23 protein-coding genes and 1 tRNA gene are annotated in these 21574 nt (G+C 67.2%); 3 read left to right on the plus strand and 21 right to left on the minus strand.

Features of this window, described 5'->3' with window-relative positions; all coding sequences use genetic code 11:
- Positions 1 to 643: 643 nt before the first annotated feature.
- The gene (locus ACXJY8_RS09360) at positions 644 to 2425 is read left to right on the plus strand and encodes a hypothetical protein (protein ID WP_463779151.1); all 1782 of its coding nucleotides are present in this window, start codon (positions 644 to 646) and stop codon (positions 2423 to 2425) included.
- 165 nt (positions 2426 to 2590) lie between these two features.
- Here the strand turns inward: ACXJY8_RS09360 and ACXJY8_RS09365 are convergent, their stop codons facing one another.
- From ACXJY8_RS09365 to ACXJY8_RS09410, 10 genes are all read right to left on the minus strand, one after another.
- Positions 2591 to 3097 carry a hypothetical protein gene (locus ACXJY8_RS09365; protein WP_463779152.1) on the minus strand — a complete coding sequence of 169 codons (507 nt, stop codon included), beginning with the start codon at positions 3095 to 3097 and terminating at the stop codon, positions 2591 to 2593.
- 333 nt (positions 3098 to 3430) lie between these two features.
- Positions 3431 to 3868 (minus strand): hypothetical protein, encoded by a 438-nt coding sequence (locus ACXJY8_RS09370; protein WP_463779154.1) that lies wholly within the window; start codon positions 3866 to 3868, stop codon positions 3431 to 3433.
- 13 nt (positions 3869 to 3881) lie between these two features.
- A complete protein-coding gene (locus ACXJY8_RS09375) occupies positions 3882 to 4259 on the minus strand; it encodes a L5-gp82 domain-containing phage-derived protein (protein WP_463779158.1) in 378 nt (125 codons plus the stop codon).
- Positions 4214 to 4429: a hypothetical protein gene (locus tag ACXJY8_RS09380; RefSeq protein ID WP_463779161.1), complete on the minus strand. Its 216-nt coding sequence runs from the start codon at positions 4427 to 4429 to the stop codon at positions 4214 to 4216. Before ACXJY8_RS09380 ends, ACXJY8_RS09375 begins: the two co-directional genes overlap by 46 nt.
- Positions 4419 to 4655, minus strand: coding sequence for a hypothetical protein (locus tag ACXJY8_RS09385; protein WP_463779163.1), 237 nt, complete (start codon positions 4653 to 4655; stop codon positions 4419 to 4421). Before ACXJY8_RS09385 ends, ACXJY8_RS09380 begins: the two co-directional genes overlap by 11 nt.
- A gap of 14 nt (positions 4656 to 4669) precedes the next feature.
- The gene (locus tag ACXJY8_RS09390) at positions 4670 to 6256 is read right to left on the minus strand and encodes an AAA family ATPase (protein ID WP_463779167.1); all 1587 of its coding nucleotides are present in this window, start codon (positions 6254 to 6256) and stop codon (positions 4670 to 4672) included.
- Between the two features lie 84 nt (positions 6257 to 6340).
- On the minus strand, positions 6341 to 6859 hold the full coding sequence (locus tag ACXJY8_RS09395) for a hypothetical protein (protein WP_463779170.1): 519 nt from the start codon (positions 6857 to 6859) through the stop codon (positions 6341 to 6343).
- Between the two features lie 107 nt (positions 6860 to 6966).
- Positions 6967 to 7407: a DNA-methyltransferase gene (locus ACXJY8_RS09400; RefSeq protein WP_463779172.1), complete on the minus strand. Its 441-nt coding sequence runs from the start codon at positions 7405 to 7407 to the stop codon at positions 6967 to 6969.
- Positions 7408 to 7621: 214 nt separating this feature from the next.
- Positions 7622 to 8653, minus strand: coding sequence for a hypothetical protein (locus ACXJY8_RS09405; RefSeq protein WP_463779174.1), 1032 nt, complete (start codon positions 8651 to 8653; stop codon positions 7622 to 7624).
- 179 nt (positions 8654 to 8832) lie between these two features.
- Entirely contained in the window at positions 8833 to 9048 is a 216-nt protein-coding gene (locus ACXJY8_RS09410) for a hypothetical protein (RefSeq protein WP_463779176.1), read from the minus strand.
- 257 nt (positions 9049 to 9305) lie between these two features.
- Between ACXJY8_RS09410 and ACXJY8_RS09415 the strand changes: the two genes are divergently transcribed.
- Both ACXJY8_RS09415 and ACXJY8_RS09420 read left to right on the plus strand, forming a co-directional pair.
- Positions 9306 to 9869: a hypothetical protein gene (locus tag ACXJY8_RS09415; protein WP_463779178.1), complete on the plus strand. Its 564-nt coding sequence runs from the start codon at positions 9306 to 9308 to the stop codon at positions 9867 to 9869.
- Between the two features lie 121 nt (positions 9870 to 9990).
- Positions 9991 to 10755 (plus strand): abortive infection family protein, encoded by a 765-nt coding sequence (locus tag ACXJY8_RS09420; RefSeq protein ID WP_463779180.1) that lies wholly within the window; start codon positions 9991 to 9993, stop codon positions 10753 to 10755.
- Positions 10756 to 10960: 205 nt separating this feature from the next.
- Here ACXJY8_RS09420 and ACXJY8_RS09425 read toward each other — a convergent pair.
- The 11 genes from ACXJY8_RS09425 to xseA form a co-directional block, all read right to left on the minus strand.
- A tRNA-Met gene (locus ACXJY8_RS09425) sits at positions 10961 to 11037 on the minus strand.
- 111 nt (positions 11038 to 11148) lie between these two features.
- Positions 11149 to 12390, minus strand: coding sequence for a tryptophan synthase subunit beta (gene trpB / locus ACXJY8_RS09430; RefSeq protein WP_463779183.1), 1242 nt, complete (start codon positions 12388 to 12390; stop codon positions 11149 to 11151).
- Between the two features lie 157 nt (positions 12391 to 12547).
- Entirely contained in the window at positions 12548 to 13189 is a 642-nt protein-coding gene (locus ACXJY8_RS09435) for a phosphoribosylanthranilate isomerase (protein ID WP_463779185.1), read from the minus strand.
- 31 nt (positions 13190 to 13220) lie between these two features.
- Positions 13221 to 13595 (minus strand): lipopolysaccharide assembly protein LapA domain-containing protein, encoded by a 375-nt coding sequence (locus ACXJY8_RS09440; RefSeq protein ID WP_463779188.1) that lies wholly within the window; start codon positions 13593 to 13595, stop codon positions 13221 to 13223.
- A 34-nt stretch (positions 13596 to 13629) separates the two neighbouring features.
- Entirely contained in the window at positions 13630 to 13941 is a 312-nt protein-coding gene (gene ihfB, locus ACXJY8_RS09445; protein WP_463779191.1) for an integration host factor subunit beta, read from the minus strand.
- A 47-nt stretch (positions 13942 to 13988) separates the two neighbouring features.
- A complete protein-coding gene (gene sppA, locus ACXJY8_RS09450) occupies positions 13989 to 14975 on the minus strand; it encodes a signal peptide peptidase SppA (RefSeq protein ID WP_463779194.1) in 987 nt (328 codons plus the stop codon).
- A gap of 393 nt (positions 14976 to 15368) precedes the next feature.
- On the minus strand, positions 15369 to 17099 hold the full coding sequence (rpsA, locus tag ACXJY8_RS09455) for a 30S ribosomal protein S1 (RefSeq protein WP_056184418.1): 1731 nt from the start codon (positions 17097 to 17099) through the stop codon (positions 15369 to 15371).
- A 337-nt stretch (positions 17100 to 17436) separates the two neighbouring features.
- Positions 17437 to 18147 (minus strand): DUF1013 domain-containing protein, encoded by a 711-nt coding sequence (locus ACXJY8_RS09460; RefSeq protein WP_463779197.1) that lies wholly within the window; start codon positions 18145 to 18147, stop codon positions 17437 to 17439.
- 187 nt (positions 18148 to 18334) lie between these two features.
- Positions 18335 to 19279 (minus strand): ribose-phosphate pyrophosphokinase, encoded by a 945-nt coding sequence (locus tag ACXJY8_RS09465; RefSeq protein ID WP_055959118.1) that lies wholly within the window; start codon positions 19277 to 19279, stop codon positions 18335 to 18337.
- A 136-nt stretch (positions 19280 to 19415) separates the two neighbouring features.
- Positions 19416 to 19643: a DUF4170 domain-containing protein gene (locus ACXJY8_RS09470; RefSeq protein WP_463779202.1), complete on the minus strand. Its 228-nt coding sequence runs from the start codon at positions 19641 to 19643 to the stop codon at positions 19416 to 19418.
- Positions 19644 to 19804: 161 nt separating this feature from the next.
- On the minus strand, positions 19805 to 21523 hold the full coding sequence (xseA, locus tag ACXJY8_RS09475; RefSeq protein ID WP_463779204.1) for an exodeoxyribonuclease VII large subunit: 1719 nt from the start codon (positions 21521 to 21523) through the stop codon (positions 19805 to 19807).
- Positions 21524 to 21574 lie beyond the last annotated feature (51 nt).

Here is a 21574-nt window from a genome sequence, read left to right on the forward strand (position 1 = left end):
AGCGATACACCACCCGTGCCGACGAGTTACCGGTGGTGCGGGCCGCTTGGACGAGCCGAAGGGTGCAGCGATCCGCTAGCTTGACGACCCGGACCATCCTCAAACGCTTTATTCATGAAGATTTGCACCACCTCATATCGAAGGATGTATGGGCTTTCTCCTAGGAAATTTCCGGGTTTAAACTTCTGCCGGACGGTGTTTCCGTCAGATAATGCTAATGAAGGAAACCCTATCGCCTCGGTCGGTCCGTCGGAACCGTCCATCGGGACTGCCCTCCGCCTCCTAGTTCAGTATTAGGTGAGCGCAACCGCTACCACCTCCAGCCGTCCAACCCATTGATCGCCAAGGAATTTAGCTTGAAATTATTCCGTCAAAGCGTACCCTAGGCTGGTGAAAATCTTCAAGTCATAGCCCTATGTCCGCTCCTTCTGGCACCCTAGAGCACGGCGCACCGACAACCCGCTCAAGACGGCGGCCATTCGTCCCCTTGGTACGTGGGGATTTGGCGACAGCAACGACCTCGGTTGCGGCCTTCGCTGAAATAGCTCCGGCCGTGCCACGGCCTGTCGCCTATCTACTCGACCGACGCCTCTGCGCTGTTCCACGGCTTACAGCTCGAGACGTTGCATTGTGGGAATGGGTCGTGAGCTTCATTGTCGGGGCTCATCCAGGGAGCTTGCCGGCGCAGGTGCATGAGCCTGCGATTCCAGTTCGACCTACCCTTATCGCAATCAGCGGACGCGGACGGCTTGTGCAGCCGCGAGAGCTCTCGGACAGCCTTGTGAGGCTGTTTGGAGGTGAGCGACAGGAACTAGGCATCGATGATACCTACCGTGTGTCGCTGCCGGGATGGGTTGCCCCGCTACTGCGGCAAGGTCTCTACGGCTACCTCGCCCTTGCCGAACTTGCCCGCTTCTCGACCAAGGGCGGGGCGCTACTCTATCGGGCCATCGTGGGGCGTCTTGCCGAGGCAAGGGCTCGCTATTCCGCCGACGCCCCACCCTTCGCTATTACGATCGGCGTTCCAGAGCTGGGCGAAGTTCTTGGCATGCCGCCTCCTGCGAGAATGGGGCCGCTTCGGATCCGGTATCTGAAGCCAGCCCTAACCGAAATTGCAGAGCATGTAGCGGCATTCAAAGTGGTGGAGGTCGCGGAGGTAAAGGACGCACGTGGGCGTAACCTCGCCGTGACCCTCAATATTCGCATATGCCCGCCTGAGATGCGAACGGCCGCAGCTCGGGTGGTAAGCGCGCACGATTTGAATTTTTTGCAGGCACGACCGGATGCGCCGCAATTTAAGCTAAAAGCCGCGACGCTGATCAGGCTTGGAAGCGCGATCCCATCACGGCGCTTGCCTCAGCCAAAGTCCGGATCAAAGCGTAGCCGGATCGCGGCCCTGACATCCGAAATCTTCACCTGGCAGTGTTGGTGGCTCGTTGCCTTGCACGAGGCACTTTCGGGAAATGTACAGACATCGGGTTACGAAACGCGGAAGTACCGCGGTAAACATTTGCTTGACGCGATTGATCGTGACGGGCCTGATAAGTCGTTCTGGAACTTCGTCATGGAGGAGATGGAGCAGCCCGACTTGCAGAAGTACCTTGATGCATCAGCCGACAACGCACCGCTGAACATCATGGCTCAGGCTGAGGCGGCTTGCGTTCGACGCTTCCGAGCTTCGCAAAAAGAGCGACGTAAGGCGTTGAGGAAAGCGCGAGCGGAAGGCGCAATGCCACTCGCAAAACCGAAAAAGCGTGTGAGTCCGCAGACGACGCTCGCGCCGGCTCCCCCTCAAATTTTCGCCGACACATTGGCGAGCGAAGCGGCGCCTTCCGCGCTAGGATCCGAAGTTGAAGTCGGTGCGCTGCTCTCGACTGAAAATGCACGGATAGAAGCAAGGGCGCTGTGGTGGTTCTGGCAACTTGCCGTCGAGCTACCGTTAATGCACACGGCTGTGACTGCCAAACGGCTCCTTGAACAGGATTTCACCAAAGACTTCCCGACCCTATCGAAGGCGGACGAAGCGTTGGGTGGCGAGTACCGCAAAAATCTGCGGATATTGCTGGCAAACTTCGATCTACCCCGTCAGCAGCATGAGCACCAAGTCGCTACGAAGCAGCCCAGCTTCCTAAACGGCAGCCTCGCCGTAGATGTAACCCTCCACCTCGGCCGTAGCTTCCTCGTGCCAATCCTAAACAACCGGGTTATCAATCCGCGGAGCAGCCTCATAAGCGGCCGAGCTTACGTGCGGTCCATCATGGAGAAGGCATACGCGGAGTGGCAGGCACGTTCTGCGAAGCAGGAATCTGACCAGCGCCGAGTGCTGACGTCTATTGAGCATCAAAGGCGAGAGATAACGAATACGCCAAGCATTGTTAGGATGCACAAAGATGCGAATGGGAACTGGATGCCGTCCGATAGATAAGTTTATCAAATATTATAATATAATGTAAATTAGATTTAAACAGATAAAACAAATAATATTAGTATGTCTAGTTCAGCGTTTGACGCCCGTCATTTATCTATCTTCAGCCTGATTTTTGTGACCGGGCGAGAAAAAATTACCCGGTCACTTGTCGAACTTGTCGATCTACGCTGCGTCTCTCGCGAGCCGGATCTTCCGCAGGGTAAGAGGACCAGAACGAACGTATTGAGTGTAGCGCTCGACGATTTTGGTCTGAGCAAATCTGTTTCGGCCTCGTGGGGTCAGTTGCTCACGAAACTCGCTTGTCGCACGCGCCGCTCTCTTGTTGCGCCTGCGCTCGTACTGATCCAGCTCGAAGACGTCACGCGTTGCTCTTGCAGTATCGGCATCCTCAACACTGACTGCGAACCAGGTTGGCTTGAGAATGCAGAATAGTCCCATGGCGTCTGCAGCCTCTTGCACATCCGCATCAAGTTTCGCTGCTGTGCCCTTGAGCAGCATGTGACAGAAACTCGCCCCATCAGGCGTCGGATAAATTGCCACGACAACGTGGGAGCGTCGGAAAGCTTGCGCCATGCACTTTGCTTGTGCCCCTATGCTGAGACGACGGAACTTCCAGTCCGTCAGCTGCGCGCTTGTACGCAGCAGCTCCATCTTCAAAATTTCGTCCACTCAAACCTCCTGCACGCAGCCATTCGGCTGAACGTCAGGGAAAGTAGACATATCTCTGGCAAATGCACGCGGCACCACACCCCAAGGTTAATGGCTGACTGATGGTACCTAGCGTGAAACAGTTAATGGCTTGATCGAGCCGGCGGCGCAAGCCCGACTCGGGATATTGGTTAATTTATCATTTCGCTCATGCGGCCAGTGGTCTTACGTAACTCGACTTCTTATTGGGCGGAGTCGGGGTGGGCTCCAGGCAGTCAAGCTGCAGGCCGCCGAGCATGCGCGCGCAGCCCATGCCGTCTCCGAAGCGCGGGCCAGCGCTGCGGCGCCGACGGCCTAGTCGCCGGACGACAGGTCGCCCGCGCCGCGGCGGGGGCACTCGTCCACGCCGACCATCTCGCCGTAGAGCCGCAGGGCCTCCGGGCGCGCGGCATCCTGCGTGACGACGAACGACCCGCACCGGCCGTCCGTGAGGTCGAATCGCCCCCCGAATCCGGGAGCTCTCCCACGGGTGCTAGTGCCGGTCCCGACGACGCGGCGGACCACGCGGCCGGTGCGAGGATCCTGGAGGCCGCATTCGACGCGGACCTTCCACGTGGCCGGGCCCGCCGGGCCCGCCGGTTCCGCGTCGACGTAGCTGTATCGCTGAAGGCCACCCGGCGCCGCCTCGGTGACGGCCCAGCGCCAGCCGGTGTCGAACGTCGGCCAAAGCTCGTCGCTCGCGACCGCGGCGACAGGAACGAGGGCGGCAGCGGCGAGGATCAGCGTTCGCATCCTTGGTGACCTTTCAGGTGGGGTTGACCGCCCAGCACGTGCCGTCGGCGGCGAGGATCACGAGGGCGGCCGCGCTCACCGGCGTGCCGTCCTCAAGCGTGAAGCAGGGCCCCCGATAGGGGCAGAAGCACACTTGGACCGCCCCGGGCGGGATCGCGCCGGATTCGACAGGGATGCCCCGGACGGTGGCCACCACCTCTCGGGTCTGGCGCTCCTGGATGCGGCGCACCCCGGCGGCCGACACGCGGAAGGCGGCGTCCGCGAGGGCCAGGGTTTCAACGTGTCGGACGACGCGTCCCCGCTCGCGGACAGACCAGGCCTTCCGGCGGAGGTGGCGGTACGCCTCTACAGCCAGGGAAGCGGTGCGAAACACAACGCCACCGCCTCGCATTCCTTCGCCATCCGCAGGGCGTCCGACCGAGGGATGCGGCCGGCGCTATCGAGGGCGATCAGGCGCTCGATGCGTAGGGTGGCGGCGATGCCAACGAGGCCACACACCCGGCGGGTCGTCCACGCCGCGCGGGTGCGCTCGCGGATCGCTTGGAGGTCGTCAGGCTGCATCGACGAACCCCGCCTTCGCCCGCGCGTAGATCTGCGCCGCCATGCCGGCGGCCACGACGGGGGAGACCTGTGCGCTCCGGACGGAGGCCTGGGTCCGGTAGAGGTGCGTCCGGCCGACATAGGCGGCCTGAGGCGTGACCTCGCCGGCCTCCTCTGAGGCCTGCAGGAGGTCGAGGAACAGCTCCACGATGGGGGAGCCGACGGGGATGAGAAGGTTCAGGCCCATGGTTCTCTCCGGGGTCAATGGCGGGGGGTGGACGGGTCTGCGTCGCGAGCCCGGAGGAGCGTGCTGAGAAGATGCTGGAGCCGGCGGATCGAGCCGCCCGCGCCCCACGCCTGTCGGAGGGCGTTCCATTCATCGCTGTCGAGGACGCCCCATGCCGGATCGAGGCCCATGTCCTGGCAGATGTCACAGGCGACCTGCGGGGCCAGGGCGGCGAGGTGCTCCGCCGTCGGCTCCTCGACGCGGACCACGGTCATCCGGTCCCGAAGCGAGCTCGGCAGGCTGGCCGCGTCGTTGCTCGTGCAGAGGAACACGACGCCCGTGAGGTCGATCTCGTGGCAGAGGAAATGGCTCTGCCAGCGCGATGCGGTCTCGCGGTCCCACTGGCCGTGCAGCACGTCGTGCATCCGGCCGGAATTTGAGTCCCTCGACCCGGCTGCCTTCTCGATTTCGTCGAGGGCTGCCACGAACGACCGCGTCCGGTGCTCGACGAACCCCGCCGTCACGAAATCCTGCTGGGCGCTGTTCCAGCGGATCGGCGTGCCCCCGTACGAATTGTCCCCGGCGTTTTCGCACTGGAAGCGCTTCATCGGCAGGCCGGACAGTTCGGCGATGCTCCGGCACATGGCCGACTTGCCGGTCCCGGGCGGCCCGTCGGCGCAGACGACGGCGTGCCCCCACCAGGCGCGGTTGCCCTGGCTCCGGCGCACGGCGCGGATGAAGGCGGCCCCGTTCGGGTGCTGGGCGATCAGCGTCCGCTCCCAGGCGTCCCAGTCGGCCGGCACAGGCACGCCCGGCAGGTCCTTGTCCAGGACGTCCTCAAGGATGCGCTTCATCTCCTTCTGATTGTCGGACCTGCCGACACCCTCCAGGATGCTCGACGGGAACAGCACCGCGCTACCGGGAGCCGGGGTCGCCTCGGCGCGGGCAGCCTGCAGGCGCTGGAGCGGGGAGCCCTTCGCGGCGGTTGCCTCGGACTTCGGCGCGTAGGCGTTCCGGGCCAGGATCGCCCGGCCGTAGTCGCGCCACTGCGCGAACGGGGTGGCGAACGCGCTGCCCTTCCGCTTGAGGTTGACCCTGCCCCCCAGGAGGGACGCGCCGACCGCCGTCGCGAGCATCTCGCCCTGGTCGGCCTTGTTCTGCCGGCCCGCCTCGCGCCACAGCAGCGCCGGCATCCGCGAGACGCCTCGCCACTCCCCGGCCAGGGACAGGAGCACGTCGATGCGGTCCCGGATCTCGATGACCGCATCGACAGTTTCGAAGCTCAGGTCGAGCTCGATGTCCTCGGCCGCTCTGGCATCGAGTAGGCGGTGGAGCTCGCCCGAGGCGATGGCCATCCGTCCGACGAGCAGCCTCCCGCCGACACCATGGATGTCGTCGAGGGCATGCCCGGACGTTGCCCACAGGCTCCAGACGAGCTCGGTGAGGACGCGCGACCCGCCGCATTGCAGCAGGAGATCCTCCGGCTTGGAGGAGAGGACGCCCGGGTAGAAATACGCTAGCGCCGAGTAGAGGTCGCGCTGAAGGCTGCCAGCGTAGGGGGGCGTGCCGAGGAGAAGCGCGCGCACGTGCGGCGGCGTCCCAAAAATGGGGAGGTTCGTCACGGAAGGCACCGATGTTGGCCTTGGGCGGCATGACCGACCCTGGGCTGGGGGGTAGCTGCCTAGCAGGGACTCCCTTCGGAATCGTTAATCGGGTTCCGCCTTCGTCGTACGGCCCCGGCGGACGTCGCGCATGAGGGACAGGGCGTTGGCCGTCGCTTCCGCGGCGTCGTCGAGGTCCTCGGGTATGCCGAGACCCTGGGCATGCCGCTCGACGTAGGTGGCGAGCGCGCTCATCATCAGCCCGAGCCCGTCCGCGTCGTGCGAGCCTGCCGCGATGCCGAGGGCCTTCAGGATGGCGGGGGCCAGGCCGCTGCGCTCGATACGGTCGCGCTGCGTCGTGCGCCTGTTGAGCCCGAACGCCTGAGGCAGGGCGTGCGTCCACCCGCCGGGCCAGACCCGCAGGCCGGCCTCGTCGACGGCCTGGACAAGGGCTCGGTTGACCTCGGCCGGATCGACCGGATGGGCGACGCCATCGGCGATGCGGTGGGGGCGCCTGTCCGCGTCGTAGGCCAGCGCGTCGCCGGCGCCGATGAAGCCGACTGCGACCCAGCCGGCGGGGATCTCGAACACGGTGAGGTCAACGTAGGCGAGGCGGATGTCCATGGCACCGGGGTAGCACGTGACCGTGAACGAGAAAGGCCCCGGCTTCGCGCCGGGGACCTCGTCGGTTTGCACCCATCCAGGAAGGCGGGGCGCCAAACCGGCCGGCTTCACGCCCTGGCGGCCCGCCGCGGGGCAGTTCCGATGCTCTCCCGGATGCGACGTTCGGCCAGGGCGGCATAGGCGTCATTGAGCTCGACGCCAACACCGTCGAGGCCAGCTCGGGCTGCGGCGACAAGGGTGGTCCCCGAGCCCAAGAATGGGTCGAGCACTGTGCCTCCCGCCGGGCAGCCGCAGGCTAGGCAGCGCTCGACTAGTTCTACGGGGAACGGTGCGCAGTGCGCGTATGGGTTCTCAGGCCGGGCGTGCAGAACCCACACGTCCTCCGCACCATTCAGTCTGGATCGGTCGAAGTAGTAGCGCGGTCCCTTCGAGAAAAGGAACAGGTGTTCGTAGGTCCGCCAGGGGCGGTCCTTGGCGGTCGGCTCGCCGAGCGCGTTCGGGCGTTGCCAAATGATGGGGCTGCGCAGGACCCAGCCCTCCGCCTGCATGCCCAGGGCGACCCGCCACGGCAGGCCGATTAGCGACGTCTACCCCGGGCTCGGCGGCGGCCGCGCCGTGGGCGAGCCGGATGCGGCGGCGCTCGGTCCCGACCCGGCGCTGGAACATCAGGTCGACCGGGTGCCCGCTCAGGAGCGTGAAGAGCTCACCGAACGCCTTGTCGATGTCGGCGCGGTTGACCTCGTCGATGATCAGGATGCGGTCCTACTCGATGGCCTCGACAACGGTGCCGGGCCGGAAGTCGAGGACTTGCCCGCCCTCGTCCGGGTCGGGAAAGTAGCCGCCCATCGTCTCGAAGGTGCCCCACTGGTCGGTGGCGGTGACCTGCCATGGCCGGAAGCCGCCCGCCTCGCATAGGCGCTGGGCGAGGTCGGTCTTGCCGCAACCGGGCGGCCCCGTGAACACCACATGCATGCCGGAGCGAAGCGCCGCGACAGCCTGGGCGATGGCTGCTCCGACGCCGCGGAGGTGCCCGGTATACGTCGCGAGGCTCGCATCCGAGATGTCCCAGGAACCGGGCGCGACGGCCTCATCATCGTCGTCGTCGGAAGCGACAGCCGCCGGACCCACCGACGCCACCATGGGGGCCGCTGGGGCAAGGTCGCTCGGCAGCTCGTCGAGTAGGTCGAGGACCCCGGGCCCGACCTTAGCGGCGTCAAAGGGAATGGCGGCGAGCGCCGGGTCGAGGTTTGGGGAAAAGACGTCCGGTACCAGACCATACTTGTCGAGCTTGAACTCGTCGCGGAAGCGGGAGATGGCTTCCGCCTGATCCTTCAGGTCGACGTCCCGGTAGCACCATGCTGCGAGGTGATGGATGGAGAGCGGCCGCGCACCAAGTGCCTTCCCTTGACGGGACGCCAATGCTGACTGGAAGTCTTTGGCCAGCCACCAGCGCGCGTCATCCCGTTCCCCCTCGCGCGTATACAAGAAGGGCTTGCCGCTCCGCTGCCGCTGTAAAGTGTTGCCCGCGTATGCCTTCCTCTTGCGCCAGTGCGTCTCGCCGCTACGTCCAAACGGCACGTAATAGAGCGGCTCAGATGCATCGATGTCCGGTGAGAAGTATGCGGCGAGAACCTCGTTCTCCTGACGACCGCCAAACTCGACACCGTCGACGCCAGGCGCTTCGACTGGCACCTCATTGCGGGTCATCGAGATAAAGCTGACGAGCGACGGGTGCGAGCTCTCGGCGAGGTATTCTAGCGCGATCCGGACGTGCTCAGGCGTAAAGAACGGCACTTTTTCCCCCCTGCATTAGGGGCGGAGCTAACCCCAACATCGTTGAGGTTCGGTTGCAGTTGAATCGGGCAGCGAGTCAATCGGACCCTCGAATGCGAGACGCACTAACCACCGCGAGTTCGCCGCCCGAATCGAATAGGGCCCCGGCATCACTGCCGGAGCCCCATCAACCGTCGGACCTAATGGGCCGAACCCTCGCACTCCGCGATGAGCTCGGCGGTGTCCTCCAGGTCATCCAGCCAGCGAGAGACTGCCGCACCGCGGTCGCTCTCCTGCCAGCGCTTGGACATCCTGTCGACCTCGGCCCTCTGCAACTCCACGAAGATGCGTAGGCCGCCCTCGGCCCGATCGAGCACCAGTGCCAGATCCGGGGGCATTCTGGTCGTAACTGACATGCTGGGTACCTCCACGCCCGAAACCGATGCCGGGCGGATAGTGAGGACGGGTCCTCGCCGGCGTCGTCGGTGTGTGAGCAGCTATGCCGATCCGAGAGATGCCACGGCGCCGGTTGCATGCCGGTTAAGCTGACCCGGTCAAACTGCTGGGGACGCCGCAACACACTGGCAACCCTGGCCATACATGGCCCGCCCCGATTCGGAGCGCGGTAACCCCACCCGTCCAGGGTGCCCCCAACCGAGGATGGGGGCGTGCCATGAGTAAGGTGAGTGAATGGGCAGCGTGCGCTGACCTGCCGACGGCCGAGATGAGGGCAAGATGCGAGGCCGAGTGCTTCGAGGAGGCCTACGCCCGCAATGCTGGCAGCAAGAAGATCACGCCAACCATGAGAGAGAGGGAGATGCTGCACATCCTGCAGGAGCGTCTCTACAGCGACGCTCCTCGCTGGTACTGGGCCATCCGCGAGGCGGGCGGCCCCAACAGGCGCAGGCTCGACGGCTACATCTCGGGTGTTCTGGCCGGGTACGCGATGAAGTTTGACCACCGCATCCGACCCATCCTCATCGCGCTGGATAATGGTGCCAAGCGGGGCGTCTACCTCGGTCCCTTTCCTCCAGGACCGCTCGTGTACCACGTCGGGAAGCGGCCGCCTGACAGGCGGAGGCGCGAGGACATGAAGGCCGCCCTGAAGGCCGCCCAAAAGGCAGAGGCGGACGCTGCTGACAAAAGGGCCAGGCGCGAGGCCGCGGATGCGGCCTGGGCTTCCTTTCAAGCCAAGGCCGCCGCTGCCCACGCAGCCGCCGAGACACCCGGCGAATAATCTTCGGCGACAGCCGGAATTCCGGCGGGAGGCCGTTGTGCCTTGCCCTGTGCGCATCTCGCGTGCGCACGTGCGCACCCCGCGGCATGACGATAGCCTGGGCCCGACGCCGGGGGACCCAATGGACGATATGCCGGAGACGCTCATCGAGCGGGTGGCCATGATGGAGGGCATCCTCGTCGCGGCCGCGACCGGGGGCTCCCCCGACGGGCACGCCTACGAGATCCTCCGACGCGAGTTGCTCCACGACGACAAGGCCAAGGCGCTCCTGCCGGCATTCGTCAGGACCTCCCGCACGCTCGATGCCTTCTGGCCGTACATCAAAGACCGCTACGGCCGGTACGCGGAGCGGCGAGCATTCATCTGCGAATCCTTCACGCCCCTGATGGACCACCTGGAGGGCCGCAACCGGTCCCCCGGCGACGCGGTGGTCAACGATGCGCTCGCCTCGTTCGATGCCGACGGCGTGCATGCGGTCTGGACCAAGGCCCTGGCACGCCGGACGGCCGATCCCGAGGGCGCCATCACGGTCGCGCGCACCCTGCTGGAGGCTGTGTGCAAGCACATCCTCGACGGGCTCGGCATCCCCTACGCCCCGAAGGATGACCTGCCCAAGCTATACGGCGCCGTCGCAGCCGGGTTAAAGCTGGCCCCGGACCAGCACCGGGACGTGCCGATCAAGGCCATCCTCGGCGGGGCGATGACGCTGGTGAACGGCCTCGGCACCCTGAGGAACCGGTTCTCGGATGCGCACGCCGACGACCCGCCGACTGACGAGCGGCCCCGGGTCCGGCCGTCGCCCCGGCACGCGAGCCTCGCGGTCAACGCCGCCGGCGCCATCGCGACCTTCCTCGTCGAGACCTACCAGGAGCGGGGCAAGGGCTGATCCGCGGCGTGGCCTGGAACGGGACACGGGGGCGGTGGCAGTCTGGCCTGTGGACAAACCGGGGAGCGGCCGCGCGCCGCACTGGGGCGGCATTCTGGGCCCGGACCGACGAGCGGACCTCCAAGGTGCCGCCCCAGTTCCGCCCCGGTAACGAAAAAGCCCCGGCGTCCTGGCCAGGGCTTTCAAGCTAAGTGCTTCGAATTATTGGTAGCGAGGGAGGGATTTGAACCCCCGACACAAGGATTATGATTCCTCTGCTCTAACCAGCTGAGCTACCCCGCCAGACCGCGGCCGCCGAAGATCGTGGCCGCGATGAGATCGGCGGTATAGGGAACCCCGCCGTGGGGTGTCAACGGGGTCAAGCCTCGGAAAATGGCCGTTCCGCCGCTGGGCTCAGAGCTGGGTCCCCAGGATCTCGGCGACCTGGGGAATGTCCTTGTCGCCGCGGCCGCAGAGGTTGACGACGAGGAGATGATCCTCGGGCTTCTGGGGTGCCAGTTCCCGCACCTTGGCGAGGGCGTGGGCCGGCTCCAGGGCCGGGATGATGCCTTCCAGCATCGAGCACAGCTTGAAGGCGTCGAGGGCTTCCTGATCCGTCGCCGAGAGATAGGTGACGCGCCCGGCCTCGTGCAGCCAGGCGTGTTCGGGGCCGATGCCCGGATAGTCGAGGCCGGCCGAGATCGAGTGCGCGTCCGCGATCTGGCCGTCGGCATCCTGCAGCAGGTAGGTGCGGTTGCCATGCAGCACGCCGGGTTTGCCGCCCGACAGCGAAGCCGCGTGGAGGCCGCTGGAGATGCCGTGGCCCGCCGCCTCGACGCCGTACATCGCGACCTCGGGATCGTCCAGGAAGGGATGGAACAGGCCCATGGCGTTGGAGCCGCCGCCGATGCACGCGACGAGGGAATCCGGCAGTCGGCCCTCCATCTCCAGCATCTGCTGCTTCGTCTCGCGGCCGATGATCGACTGGAAGTCGCGCACCATCGCCGGGTAGGGATGCGGGCCTGCCACGGTGCCGATGCAGTAGAAGGTGTCGGCGACGTTGGTAACCCAGTCGCGCAGGGCCTCGTTCATCGCGTCCTTGAGAGTCTTGGTGCCGGACTGCACCGGCACCACCTCGGCGCCGAGCATCTTCATGCGGAACACGTTGGGCGCCTGGCGCGCCACGTCCACGGCGCCCATGTAGACCACGCATTTCAGGCCGAAGCGGGCGCAGAGGGTGGCGGTGGCGACACCGTGCTGGCCGGCGCCGGTCTCGGCGATGATGCGCGGCTTGCCCATGCGGCGGGCCAGCATGATCTGGCCCAGCACATTGTTCACCTTGTGCGAGCCGGTGTGGTTCAGCTCATCGCGCTTGAAGAAGATCTTCGCGCCGTGGCCGGGGGCAGCCTGCGCACGCAGGTGCTCCGTCATGCGCTCGGCGTAGTAGAGTGGGCTTGGCCGGCCCACATAGTGGGTCAGATGGCTGTTCATCTCTGCCTGGAAGGCCGGATCGGCCTTCGCGGCGGTGTAAGCCGCCTCCAGGTCAAGGATCAGCGGCATCAGCGTCTCGGCCACGAAGCGTCCGCCGAAGATGCCGAAGCGGCCGCGCTCGTCCGGGCCGTTGCGGAACGAGTTCGGAGGGGGAGCGATGGTCACGGGCGTGGTCCTTGTCAGGTCTGCGTTTGTCGATAGGCCTAGACCCGCGCGGGGGGCGGCGACAATGCGGCCAACGCGTCGAATTGCGAAATGACCGACGAATCCGGGCCGTTCGGGGCGGAAAGCGCGGGGCGTCCGGCCGCGATCCCCTGCCCTGTCAGCCCCGGGCGGCAGCGACGAAGGCGGCGATCCGCTCCGGCGATTTCTCTCCCGGACGGATCTCGACGCCGGAGGAGACATCGACCGCGCGGGCTCCCGTATGGGCGAGCGCGGCCGCCACGGTGTCGGGGGTGAGCCCGCCCGAGAGCATGTAGTCCGCCGGTAGGGCGGCACCGTGGAGCAGGGTCCAGTCGAAGGCGTGGCCGTTGCCGCCGGGCAGCACGGCGCCCGGCGGCGCCTTGGCGTCGAGGAGGATGCGGTCGGCCGCCTCCGCATAGGCCGCCACCGCGTCGAGATCCGCAGCCGTCGCGACGCCGAGCGCCTTCATCACCGGGCGCCCTGTGGCGGCGCGGATGGCCGCGACGCGCTCGGGCGTCTCGCGGCCGTGGAGTTGGATCCACTCGGGATCGAGGGCCGCGACGGCGGCGGCCACCAGGGCGTCGTCCGGATCGACGAGGAGGACCACCCGCTCGGTCCGGCCCTTCGCCCGCGCCGACAGGGCGCGACCACTTTCGAGGCTCACATGACGGGGGCTGCGTGGGAAATGCACGAAGCCGACGAAGTCGGCGCCGGCCGTCAAGGCGGCGTCGAGGGTCTCCGGCGTGCTGAGCCCGCAGATCTTGATCGCGATGGCCGACATGCAGTTCCAGGCGTGCGGATCGAGGCCGGCCTCAGCGCGGGGCCGGCAGAGCGACGCGGTCGGGAGCGTTGCGGTAGATGCCGTTCGGACCCTCGTTGGTCGGTGCCGGCGCGTAGGTCTTCAGGCGGGCGGTCTCGGTTTCCAGGCGGCGGATCTCGCGACGGCGCTCGGCGCTGGTGCGGCGGGTGCGCGACTGACCCAACCAGGCACCGCAGCCGCCGAGCAGCACGCCGACCGCCACCGCGATGAACAGCAGCAGGTAGAGCGGCAGCGTCGCGCTGAAGAGCGGCATGTCGGGCGAGAGCGGATCGAAGGAGACCCGCACCGCATCGCGGTTCGCCACCGCGAAGGCGACCACCAGGATCGCCACGGGAAGCAAGACCAGGCCCTTGAGGAAGCGGATCATCGAGAGGAACTCCGAGCGTAGGGTACGGGGCGGATCAGGACGCGGCGGCCTCGCCGTCCCCGATGCCGGCCTCGTTGAGGCGCAGGCGCATCTCCTTGCCCGTCTTGAACACGGGAATGGCCTTTTCCGAGACGGCAACGGTCGCACCCGTCCGCGGGTTGCGCCCGCGCCGCGCATCGCGACGCTTCACAGAGAACGCCCCGAAGCCGCGCAGTTCCACCCGGTCGCCCCGGGCGAGGGCATCCGCGATGGTGTCGAGGATCGCGTTCACCAGGGTCTCGACATCGCGCTGGTAGAGATGCGGGTTCTGCTCGGCGATCTTGAGCACGAGCTCCGACTTGATCATGCGAGGGCCTTCACGAAGTCATGCACGAAAGAGTGTGGCACGGGCCCTCAGCGGGCAGCGTCCGCGGGGCCCGGGCGCCACAGCACCAGGAGGCCGCCCTGGGCCAGACCCGCCGTCTCGTCGCCGACCTGGCGCAGGCGCGCCGCGACGCCGTCGAGCCCGACGAGGTCGGCCCCGAGGCCGAGGGCCGACCAGAGCCGGAAGTCGCTCTTGGCGGTCGGCTTCCAGTCCAGCACCGGCAGGTCCTTGGCCACGCCATGCTCGGATTCGAGCCAGGCGATGGCCTGCCGCTCACCGCCAATGCCGTCGACGAGCTTGAGGGGCACGCTCTGGCGACCACTGAACACCCGGCCGTCGGAGACGGTGGCGAGTTCCTTCTCGGTCATCTTGCGCCGGTCGGCCACAAGCCCCTTGAACCAGGCGTAGGTGTCACCGACGACGGCCGCGAGGGCGGCCCGGGCCTCGGGCGAGGTGGGCGTGAAGCCCGAGGGCTCGGCCTTCAGGGGCGCGGATTTCACGGATTCGACCTTGACCCCGACCTTGTCGAGGAGTCCCGACAGGTCCGGATACTGGAACAGCACGCCGATGGAACCGACGAGCGCGGTCTCGCGCGCCACGATGTGGTCGGCGGCGATCGCGGCGATGTAGGCGCCGGAGGCGGCGGTGCCGTCGACGAAGGCCACCATGGGCTTCTTCTCGGCGAGTGCCCGTAGGTTGCGGTAGAGCTCCTCGGACCCGGTGGTGGTACCGCCCGGCGAGGAGATCGACACCACGACGCCCTGCACGGCGCTCGCATCGCGGACGCGCTCGATCAGCTTCGTGGTGGATTCGCTGCCGGCAATGAAGCCGCCCACGGAGATCCGGGCGATCTGCGGCCGGACGCTGCCGAGGCCCAGGCCCTCTCCGCCGTTGCGGACCCGCAGACCGACCGCGCCGACCGCGACCACGAGGCCGCCGATGCCAAGGACGCGCCAGAGGGAGAGCTTGCGGCGCAGGCGCCGGCGATCGATCAGAAGTTCGGCATCCGCGGCCATGCGCTGGTTCTGCTCCCTCTCGTGCCGGCTCGACCGGCTGATATTTTGAACGCCGAGTTCCTGGGCTCCGAGCCCGCTACGCGCCTGCGTACCGAACCTTGTCCCACACTCCCCGCCGATTTGCATCAAGCCTTTGACGCATCTCGGCCTTTGACGAATCACGGCCTTGGGTATCGCGCGTCCTCCGGCGCGATACCCAAGGCGATCCGTCGCCCCGCCCGTGTTCTAGCCTTGCCGGACGCGGACCGACAAGGGGGCCGGCATCCTCCGCCGCGAACCCGGCCGCCGAGGCTGCGCCCATGAAAAACGCCCGCGCGGGAGGCGATCCCGCGCGGGCGTAGAGACTGTTTCGCGTTCCCCGGTCCGGGAGGACCGGGGCTCATGCGGGACGGATCAGTCCTGCGACTCGTCCTTGTCGTCACTGGTGCGGGCCTTCTTGAAGGCCGCGCCCAGGATCTCGCCGAGCGAGGCGCCCGAGTCGGTCGAGCCGAACTGGGCCATCGCCTCCTTCTCTTCGGCCATCTCGAGGGCCTTGATCGAGAGCTGGACCCGGCGCGCCTTGCGGTCGAACTGGATCACGCGGGCGTCGAACTTCTCGCCGGCGGCGAAGCGCTCGGGGCGCTGGTCGCCACGGTCGCGGGCGAGCTCGGCCCGGCGGATGAAGGTCGTCAGGTCGGTATCGACGATCTTCACGTCGACGCCCGAATCCTTCACGTCCACCACTTCGCAGGTCACGATCTGACCCTTCTTCAGGTCACCCGCTTCCGTGAAGGGGTCGCCGCCGAGCTGCTTCACGCCGAGCGAGATGCGCTCCTTCTCGACGTCGACGTCCAGAACCTGGGCGCGCAGCATGTCGCCCTTCTTGAACTCCTCGATGACCTGCTCGCCGGGACGGTTCCAGTCGAGATCCGACAGGTGGACCATGCCGTCGACATCGCCGTCGAGGCCGATGAACAGGCCGAACTCGGTCTTGTTCTTGACCTCGCCCTCGACCTCGGAGCCCACCGGATGCTGCTGGGCGAAGGCCTCCCAGGGGTTCTGGAGGGTCTGCTTGAGGCCGAGCGAGATGCGGCGCTTGACGGGATCGACCTCGAGGATCTGCACTTCCACTTCCTGCGAGGTGGAGACGATCTTGCCCGGGTGGACGTTCTTCTTCGTCCAGGACATCTCGGAGACGTGGATCAGACCTTCGATGCCCGGCTCCAGCTCCACGAAGGCGCCGTAGTCGGTGATGTTGGTCACGCGGCCCTTGAGCTTGGCGTCGACCGGGTAGCGCTGGGCGATGCCCTCCCACGGATCGGCGAGCAGCTGCTTAATGCCGAGCGAGATGCGGTGGGTCTCGTGGTTGATCTTGATGATCTTGACCTTGACCGTCTGGCCGATGGTCACGACCTCGGACGGATGGTTCACGCGGCGCCACGCCATGTCGGTGACGTGGAGCAGGCCGTCGATGCCGCCGAGATCGACGAAGGCGCCGTACTCGGTGATGTTCTTGACGACGCCGTCGATGACCTGACCCTCCTCAAGGTTGGCCACCAGCTCGGAGCGCTGCTCAGCGCGGCTCTCCTCGAGGACGGTGCGGCGCGACACGACGATGTTGCCGCGGCGGCGATCCATCTTGAGGATCTGGAACGGCTGCGGCGTACCCAGCAGCGGGGTGACGTCGCGCACGGGGCGGATGTCGACCTGGGAGCGCGGCAGGAACGCCACGGCGCCGTCGAGGTCGACGGTGTAGCCGCCCTTGACCTGGTTGAAGATCGCGCCGGTGACGCGCTCGTTGGCCTCGAAGGCCTTCTCGAGCTTGACCCAGCTCTCCTCGCGGCGCGCCTTGTCGCGCGAGATGACGGCCTCGCCGAGCGCATTCTCGATGCGGTCGACATAGACCTCGACCTCGTCGCCGACGGCGAGCTCGCCTTCGCGGCCGGGGCCGTTGAATTCCTTGAGGGCGACACGGCCTTCCGTCTTGGCGCCGATGTCGATGACGGCCACGTCCTTCTCGATCGCGACGACGCGACCCTTGACGACGGACCCTTCGGTGATCTCGTGTTCGAGGAAGGACTCCTCGAGAAGAGCGGCGAAATCGTCGCGGCTCGGGCTACGCTGCAGGGCGTTACCAGCGGTCATTCTGTCTCCTGACAGGCCTCATCGGGAGGCCGGCATCGGCGGCTCGTGTGACGGGACACCCTCGACGTCGCCGCCCGGGGTCACGGACCCGACGGGCTCAACCTCCCGGAGGAGGGCCGACGCATTCTCAAACGATGGTCGAGAGCGATCCTCCAAACGGGCCGGGGCCCGGCGGGACAGCCGAGCCTCGTCGAATCCATTCGGAGAACGGCGGTTGCATAGCGGATTGCCGGGCCTCCGGCAACAGGCCGAGTACCGTGGCGGCCTTCGAGCCCGGAAACGAAAAATCCCCGCAGCAGGGCTGCGGGGATCGGTCAGGACTGGATCGGCGGGGCCCTCAGTCCTCGTCGTCGTCCTCGGTGCTGCGCATGCCCTTGAGCTTGGCGAAGACCGAATCGGCGTTGAGCTTCTCGTCGCGGGCGCTGCGATGGTGCTCGTCGGACTCGGTGTAGTCCGTGGCCGTCGAGACCTCGGTGGGGAGCAGCGTCGCGCCGCCGTCCACCGGCATGTTGGCCGGACGGTCCTTGGCCGAGCGCTGCACCTCGAAATCCAGGTCGATCTGGGTGCAGAGGCCGAGGGTCACGGGGTCCATCGGCTGCAGGGAGCCGGAATTCCAGTGGGTGCGCTCGCGGATCTGCTGGATCGTCGACTTGGTGGTGCCGACGAGGCGGATGATCTGCGCGTCCTTGAGTTCGGGATGGTTGCGCAGCAGCCAGAGGATGGCGTTCGGCCGGTCCTGGCGGCGGGAGAGGGGCGTGTAGCGCGGACCCTTGGTGGTGCGCTTCACCTCGGGCAGCTTCACCTTCGAGACCGCGACCTTGAGCTTGTAGTTCGGGCTCTTCTGCGCCTTCTCGATCTCGTCGCGGGTGAGCTGGCCGGTGGTGATCGGGTCGAGGCCCTTAATGCCGGCGGCGACCTCGCCGTCGGCGATCCCCTTCACCTCGAGGGGGTGCAGCTTGCAGAAATCGGCGATCTGCTCGAAGGCCAGCGAGGTGTTCTCCACCAGCCATACGGCGGTGGCCTTCGGCATCAGCGGGCCTTGCGACATCGGGTGACTCCAACTGGTTCGTGCGGGACGGGTCCGGGGCGCCGCCGACAGGGCGTCGCTCGCTCCGGCCTTGGCTGGCCGGCAGCATCCCGTCTCAACGCTGCAATAGGGAAGCGCCGTCTATACAGGTTCCGATGGGGTCAACGCAATTGCGATCCGCCGGTCCCGGACATCCGGGACGCGGGCCTCAGGTGAAGAGGCTCGACACGCTCGATTCCGTCGCCGTCCGACCGATGGCCTCGCCCAGGAGCGGCGCGATGGTGGCGACCCGGATGTTGCGCGCGAGCTTGACCGCCTGAGTCGGCTGGATCGAGTCGGTGATGACCAGCTCCTTCATCCGCGAGGCGGCGATACGCGAGACCGCGCCGCCCGAGAGTACCCCGTGCGTGATGTAGGCGGAGACGTCTTTGGCGCCGGCATTCAGCAGGGCCTCGGCGGCGTTCACCAGGGTGCCGCCGGAATCGACGATGTCGTCGACGAGGATGCAGGAGCGGCCCTCGACCTCACCGATGATGTTCATCACTTCGGATTCACCGGGACGCTCGCGGCGCTTATCGACGATCGCCAGGGTCGCGTCGATGCGCTTGGCGATGGCGCGGGCGCGGACCACGCCGCCGACGTCGGGCGAGACCACCATCCAGTCCCGGGGGTCGAGCCGCTCCTTGATATCGCGCACCATCACGGGGGCGGCGAACAGGTTGTCGGTGGGAATGTCGAAGAAGCCCTGAATCTGCCCGGCATGGAGGTCGAGGGTCATCACGCGGTCGGCCCCCGCCTCGGTGATGAGGTTGGCCACGAGCTTGGCCGAGATCGGGGTCCGGCCCGAGGTGCGCCGGTCCTGGCGGGCATAGCCGAAATACGGGATCACCGCGGTAATGCGCCGGGCCGACGAGCGGCGCGCGGCGTCGATCATGATGAGCAGTTCCATCAGGTGATCGTTGGCCGGGAACGAGGTGGACTGGACGATGAACACATCCTCGCCGCGCACGTTCTCCTGGAGTTCGACGAAGATCTCCATGTCGGCGAAGCGCCGGACCATGCACTTGGCCAGCGGCAATTCGAGATATGCCGCGATGGCCTCGGCCAGCGGCCGGCTCGCGTTGCCGGCGATGATCTTGATCGAGGACTTCATGCCGGGGTCTTCATCTCGCGATCCAGGAGGGCCGGTCCCGTGCCGGGGGGGCGGGCCTTCGTTGCGGCGCTCCATAACAGCCGCAACAGGGGCGTCACAATGCCTTCACCTGGGTTACGAGCCCAGGTTTCGCACATCAGGGCTCGAGCAGCCGGTGCAGATGCACGATGAAGTAGCGCGTCTGTGCGCTGTCAACCGTCGACTGTGCCTTGGATTTCCAGGCGATCTGCGCCGAGGCGTAGTCCGGAAAGATGCCGACGATGTCGAGATTCTTGACGTCGCGGAAGTTCACGCCGTCGAGACTCTCCAACTCGCCCCCGAAGACGAGATGCAGTCTCTGTGCGCTGTCGATCGTCGTCGTCATTGCCGCGTCTCCTCCCCGGTCGGTTCCGGCGCCATCCCGGAAGGCACGAGCCGTGCCGCCGGTGCGGTCGCAAACGCGGGCGGGTTCGTCAACCCGAACCATGTGACGGGAAACACGCCGGACGGCCACAGGCGCCGTGCGACGTTGCCGACGACCCCTGTTCAGAGATCGAACAGGGTCCCCTGCCGAGCCGGGACCGCGGCGGCCTCCGGCTGGGGCGCCTTCGGGACGGCCTTCTTCGGCGCGGTCTTCCGGGCGCCCGTCTTTGCGGCGATCCGCTTCCCGGAGACCGGCTCGGCGTGGTCCTCGGGGCGCGACGCAAGGGGGCCGGCCCGCGTGTCGGACGGGATATCGAGAGTGCGGACGCCGACGAGGCCGTCGGCGAATTCGAGGGTCATGTGCGGGGCAACTTGCGCGGCGGCGCGGATCGCGCGCCCGTCCCCATCGCGCACCAGGGCGTAGCCGCGGGCCAGGACGGCGCGATAGCTGAGGGCGCCGAGAAGGCTGGCCAGACCGGCGAGGCGGTCGGCGCGGCGCTCGGTCAGCCGGGCGCCGGCCTGGACGAGACGCGCCTGCAGAGCGCCGAGGCGGTCGCGGCTGCGCACCTGCTCGGCGCGGGCCCGGCTCAGGGTTCCCTCGCGGGCGATGACGAGGCGGCGCCCGAGATACGACAGCCCCTCTGCTTTCCGCGCCATGTCGTGGCGCAGGGCGGCACCGGGGCGGTCACCGATGCGGGCGACGCGCCCGCGTGCCTGGGCGAGGGCCAGGGTCGGCGGATGCCGGGCGAAGCGCTCGACCAGACGCGAGACCCGCAGTCGGAACACCCGTGCGTTTCCGGCCAGCGCCGGGCCGAGGCGGGCCTCGGCGAGGTCGAGGCGCTGGCGCTTGGCCGCGAGGAAGGCGTCGACATCGGGCATCGCCCGCACCAGGGCACGCAGGTCGCTGCGCTCCCGGTCGAGGCGCCGCTGGACTGCCTCGCGCTGGCGCCGCCCGAGATCGGTCACCTCGGCGACGAGGTCGACCCGCACCGGCACCGCCATCTCGGCGGCTCCGGTCGGGGTCGGGGCCCGGCGGTCTGAGACGAAGTCGATCAGGGTGGTATCGGTCTCGTGGCCCACCGCCGAGATCAGCGGAATCGTCGAGTCCGCGGCCGCGCGCACCACGCATTCCTCGTTGAAGGCCCAGAGATCCTCGATCGAGCCGCCGCCGCGGGCCACGATCAGCACGTCAGGACGTGGGATCGGGCCACCGGGCGTGCATGCGTTGAAGCCCCGGATCGCCGCGGCGATTTCCTCGGCCGCCCCCTCCCCCTGCACGCGCACCGGCCAGACCAGGACCGGCCGGGCGAAGCGGTCCGCGAGCCGGTGCAGGATGTCGCGGATGACGGCGCCGGTGGGTGAGGTCACGACGCCGACGATGCGGGGCAGGTAGGGAATGGGCCGCTTGCGCTCGGCCGCGAACAGGCCCTCGGCGGCGAGCACGCGCTTGCGCTCCTCCAGGAGCGCCATCCAGGCGCCGATGCCCGCCGGCTCCAGGGTCTCGATGACGATCTGATAGGAGGACTTGCCCGGGAAGGTCGTGATCCGCCCGGTGGCGACCACCTCCAGCCCCTCCTGGGGACGCTGGCGCAGACGGTTGAAGGTGCCCTTCCAGACGACCGCGTCGATGCGGGCGCTGCCATCCTTCAACGAGAAATAGGCATGGCCGGAGCTGTGCTGGCCGCGAAAGCCCGAGATCTCGCCGCGCAGGCGGACATGGCCGAAGGCATCCTCCAACGTCCGCTTGAGGGCGGAGGCGAGGTCGCCGACGGACCATTCCGGCACGTTGGAGACTGGTTCGGGTACGACGGCAGCTTTGGCGGGCGGAGGGGGAACGGCCATGGGCGCGGACGCTAGGGCCGGCGCCGCGGCAGGTAAAGTAGGCGCCGCCGC

It is taken from the genome of Methylobacterium sp. TK31 (assembly GCF_055361545.1).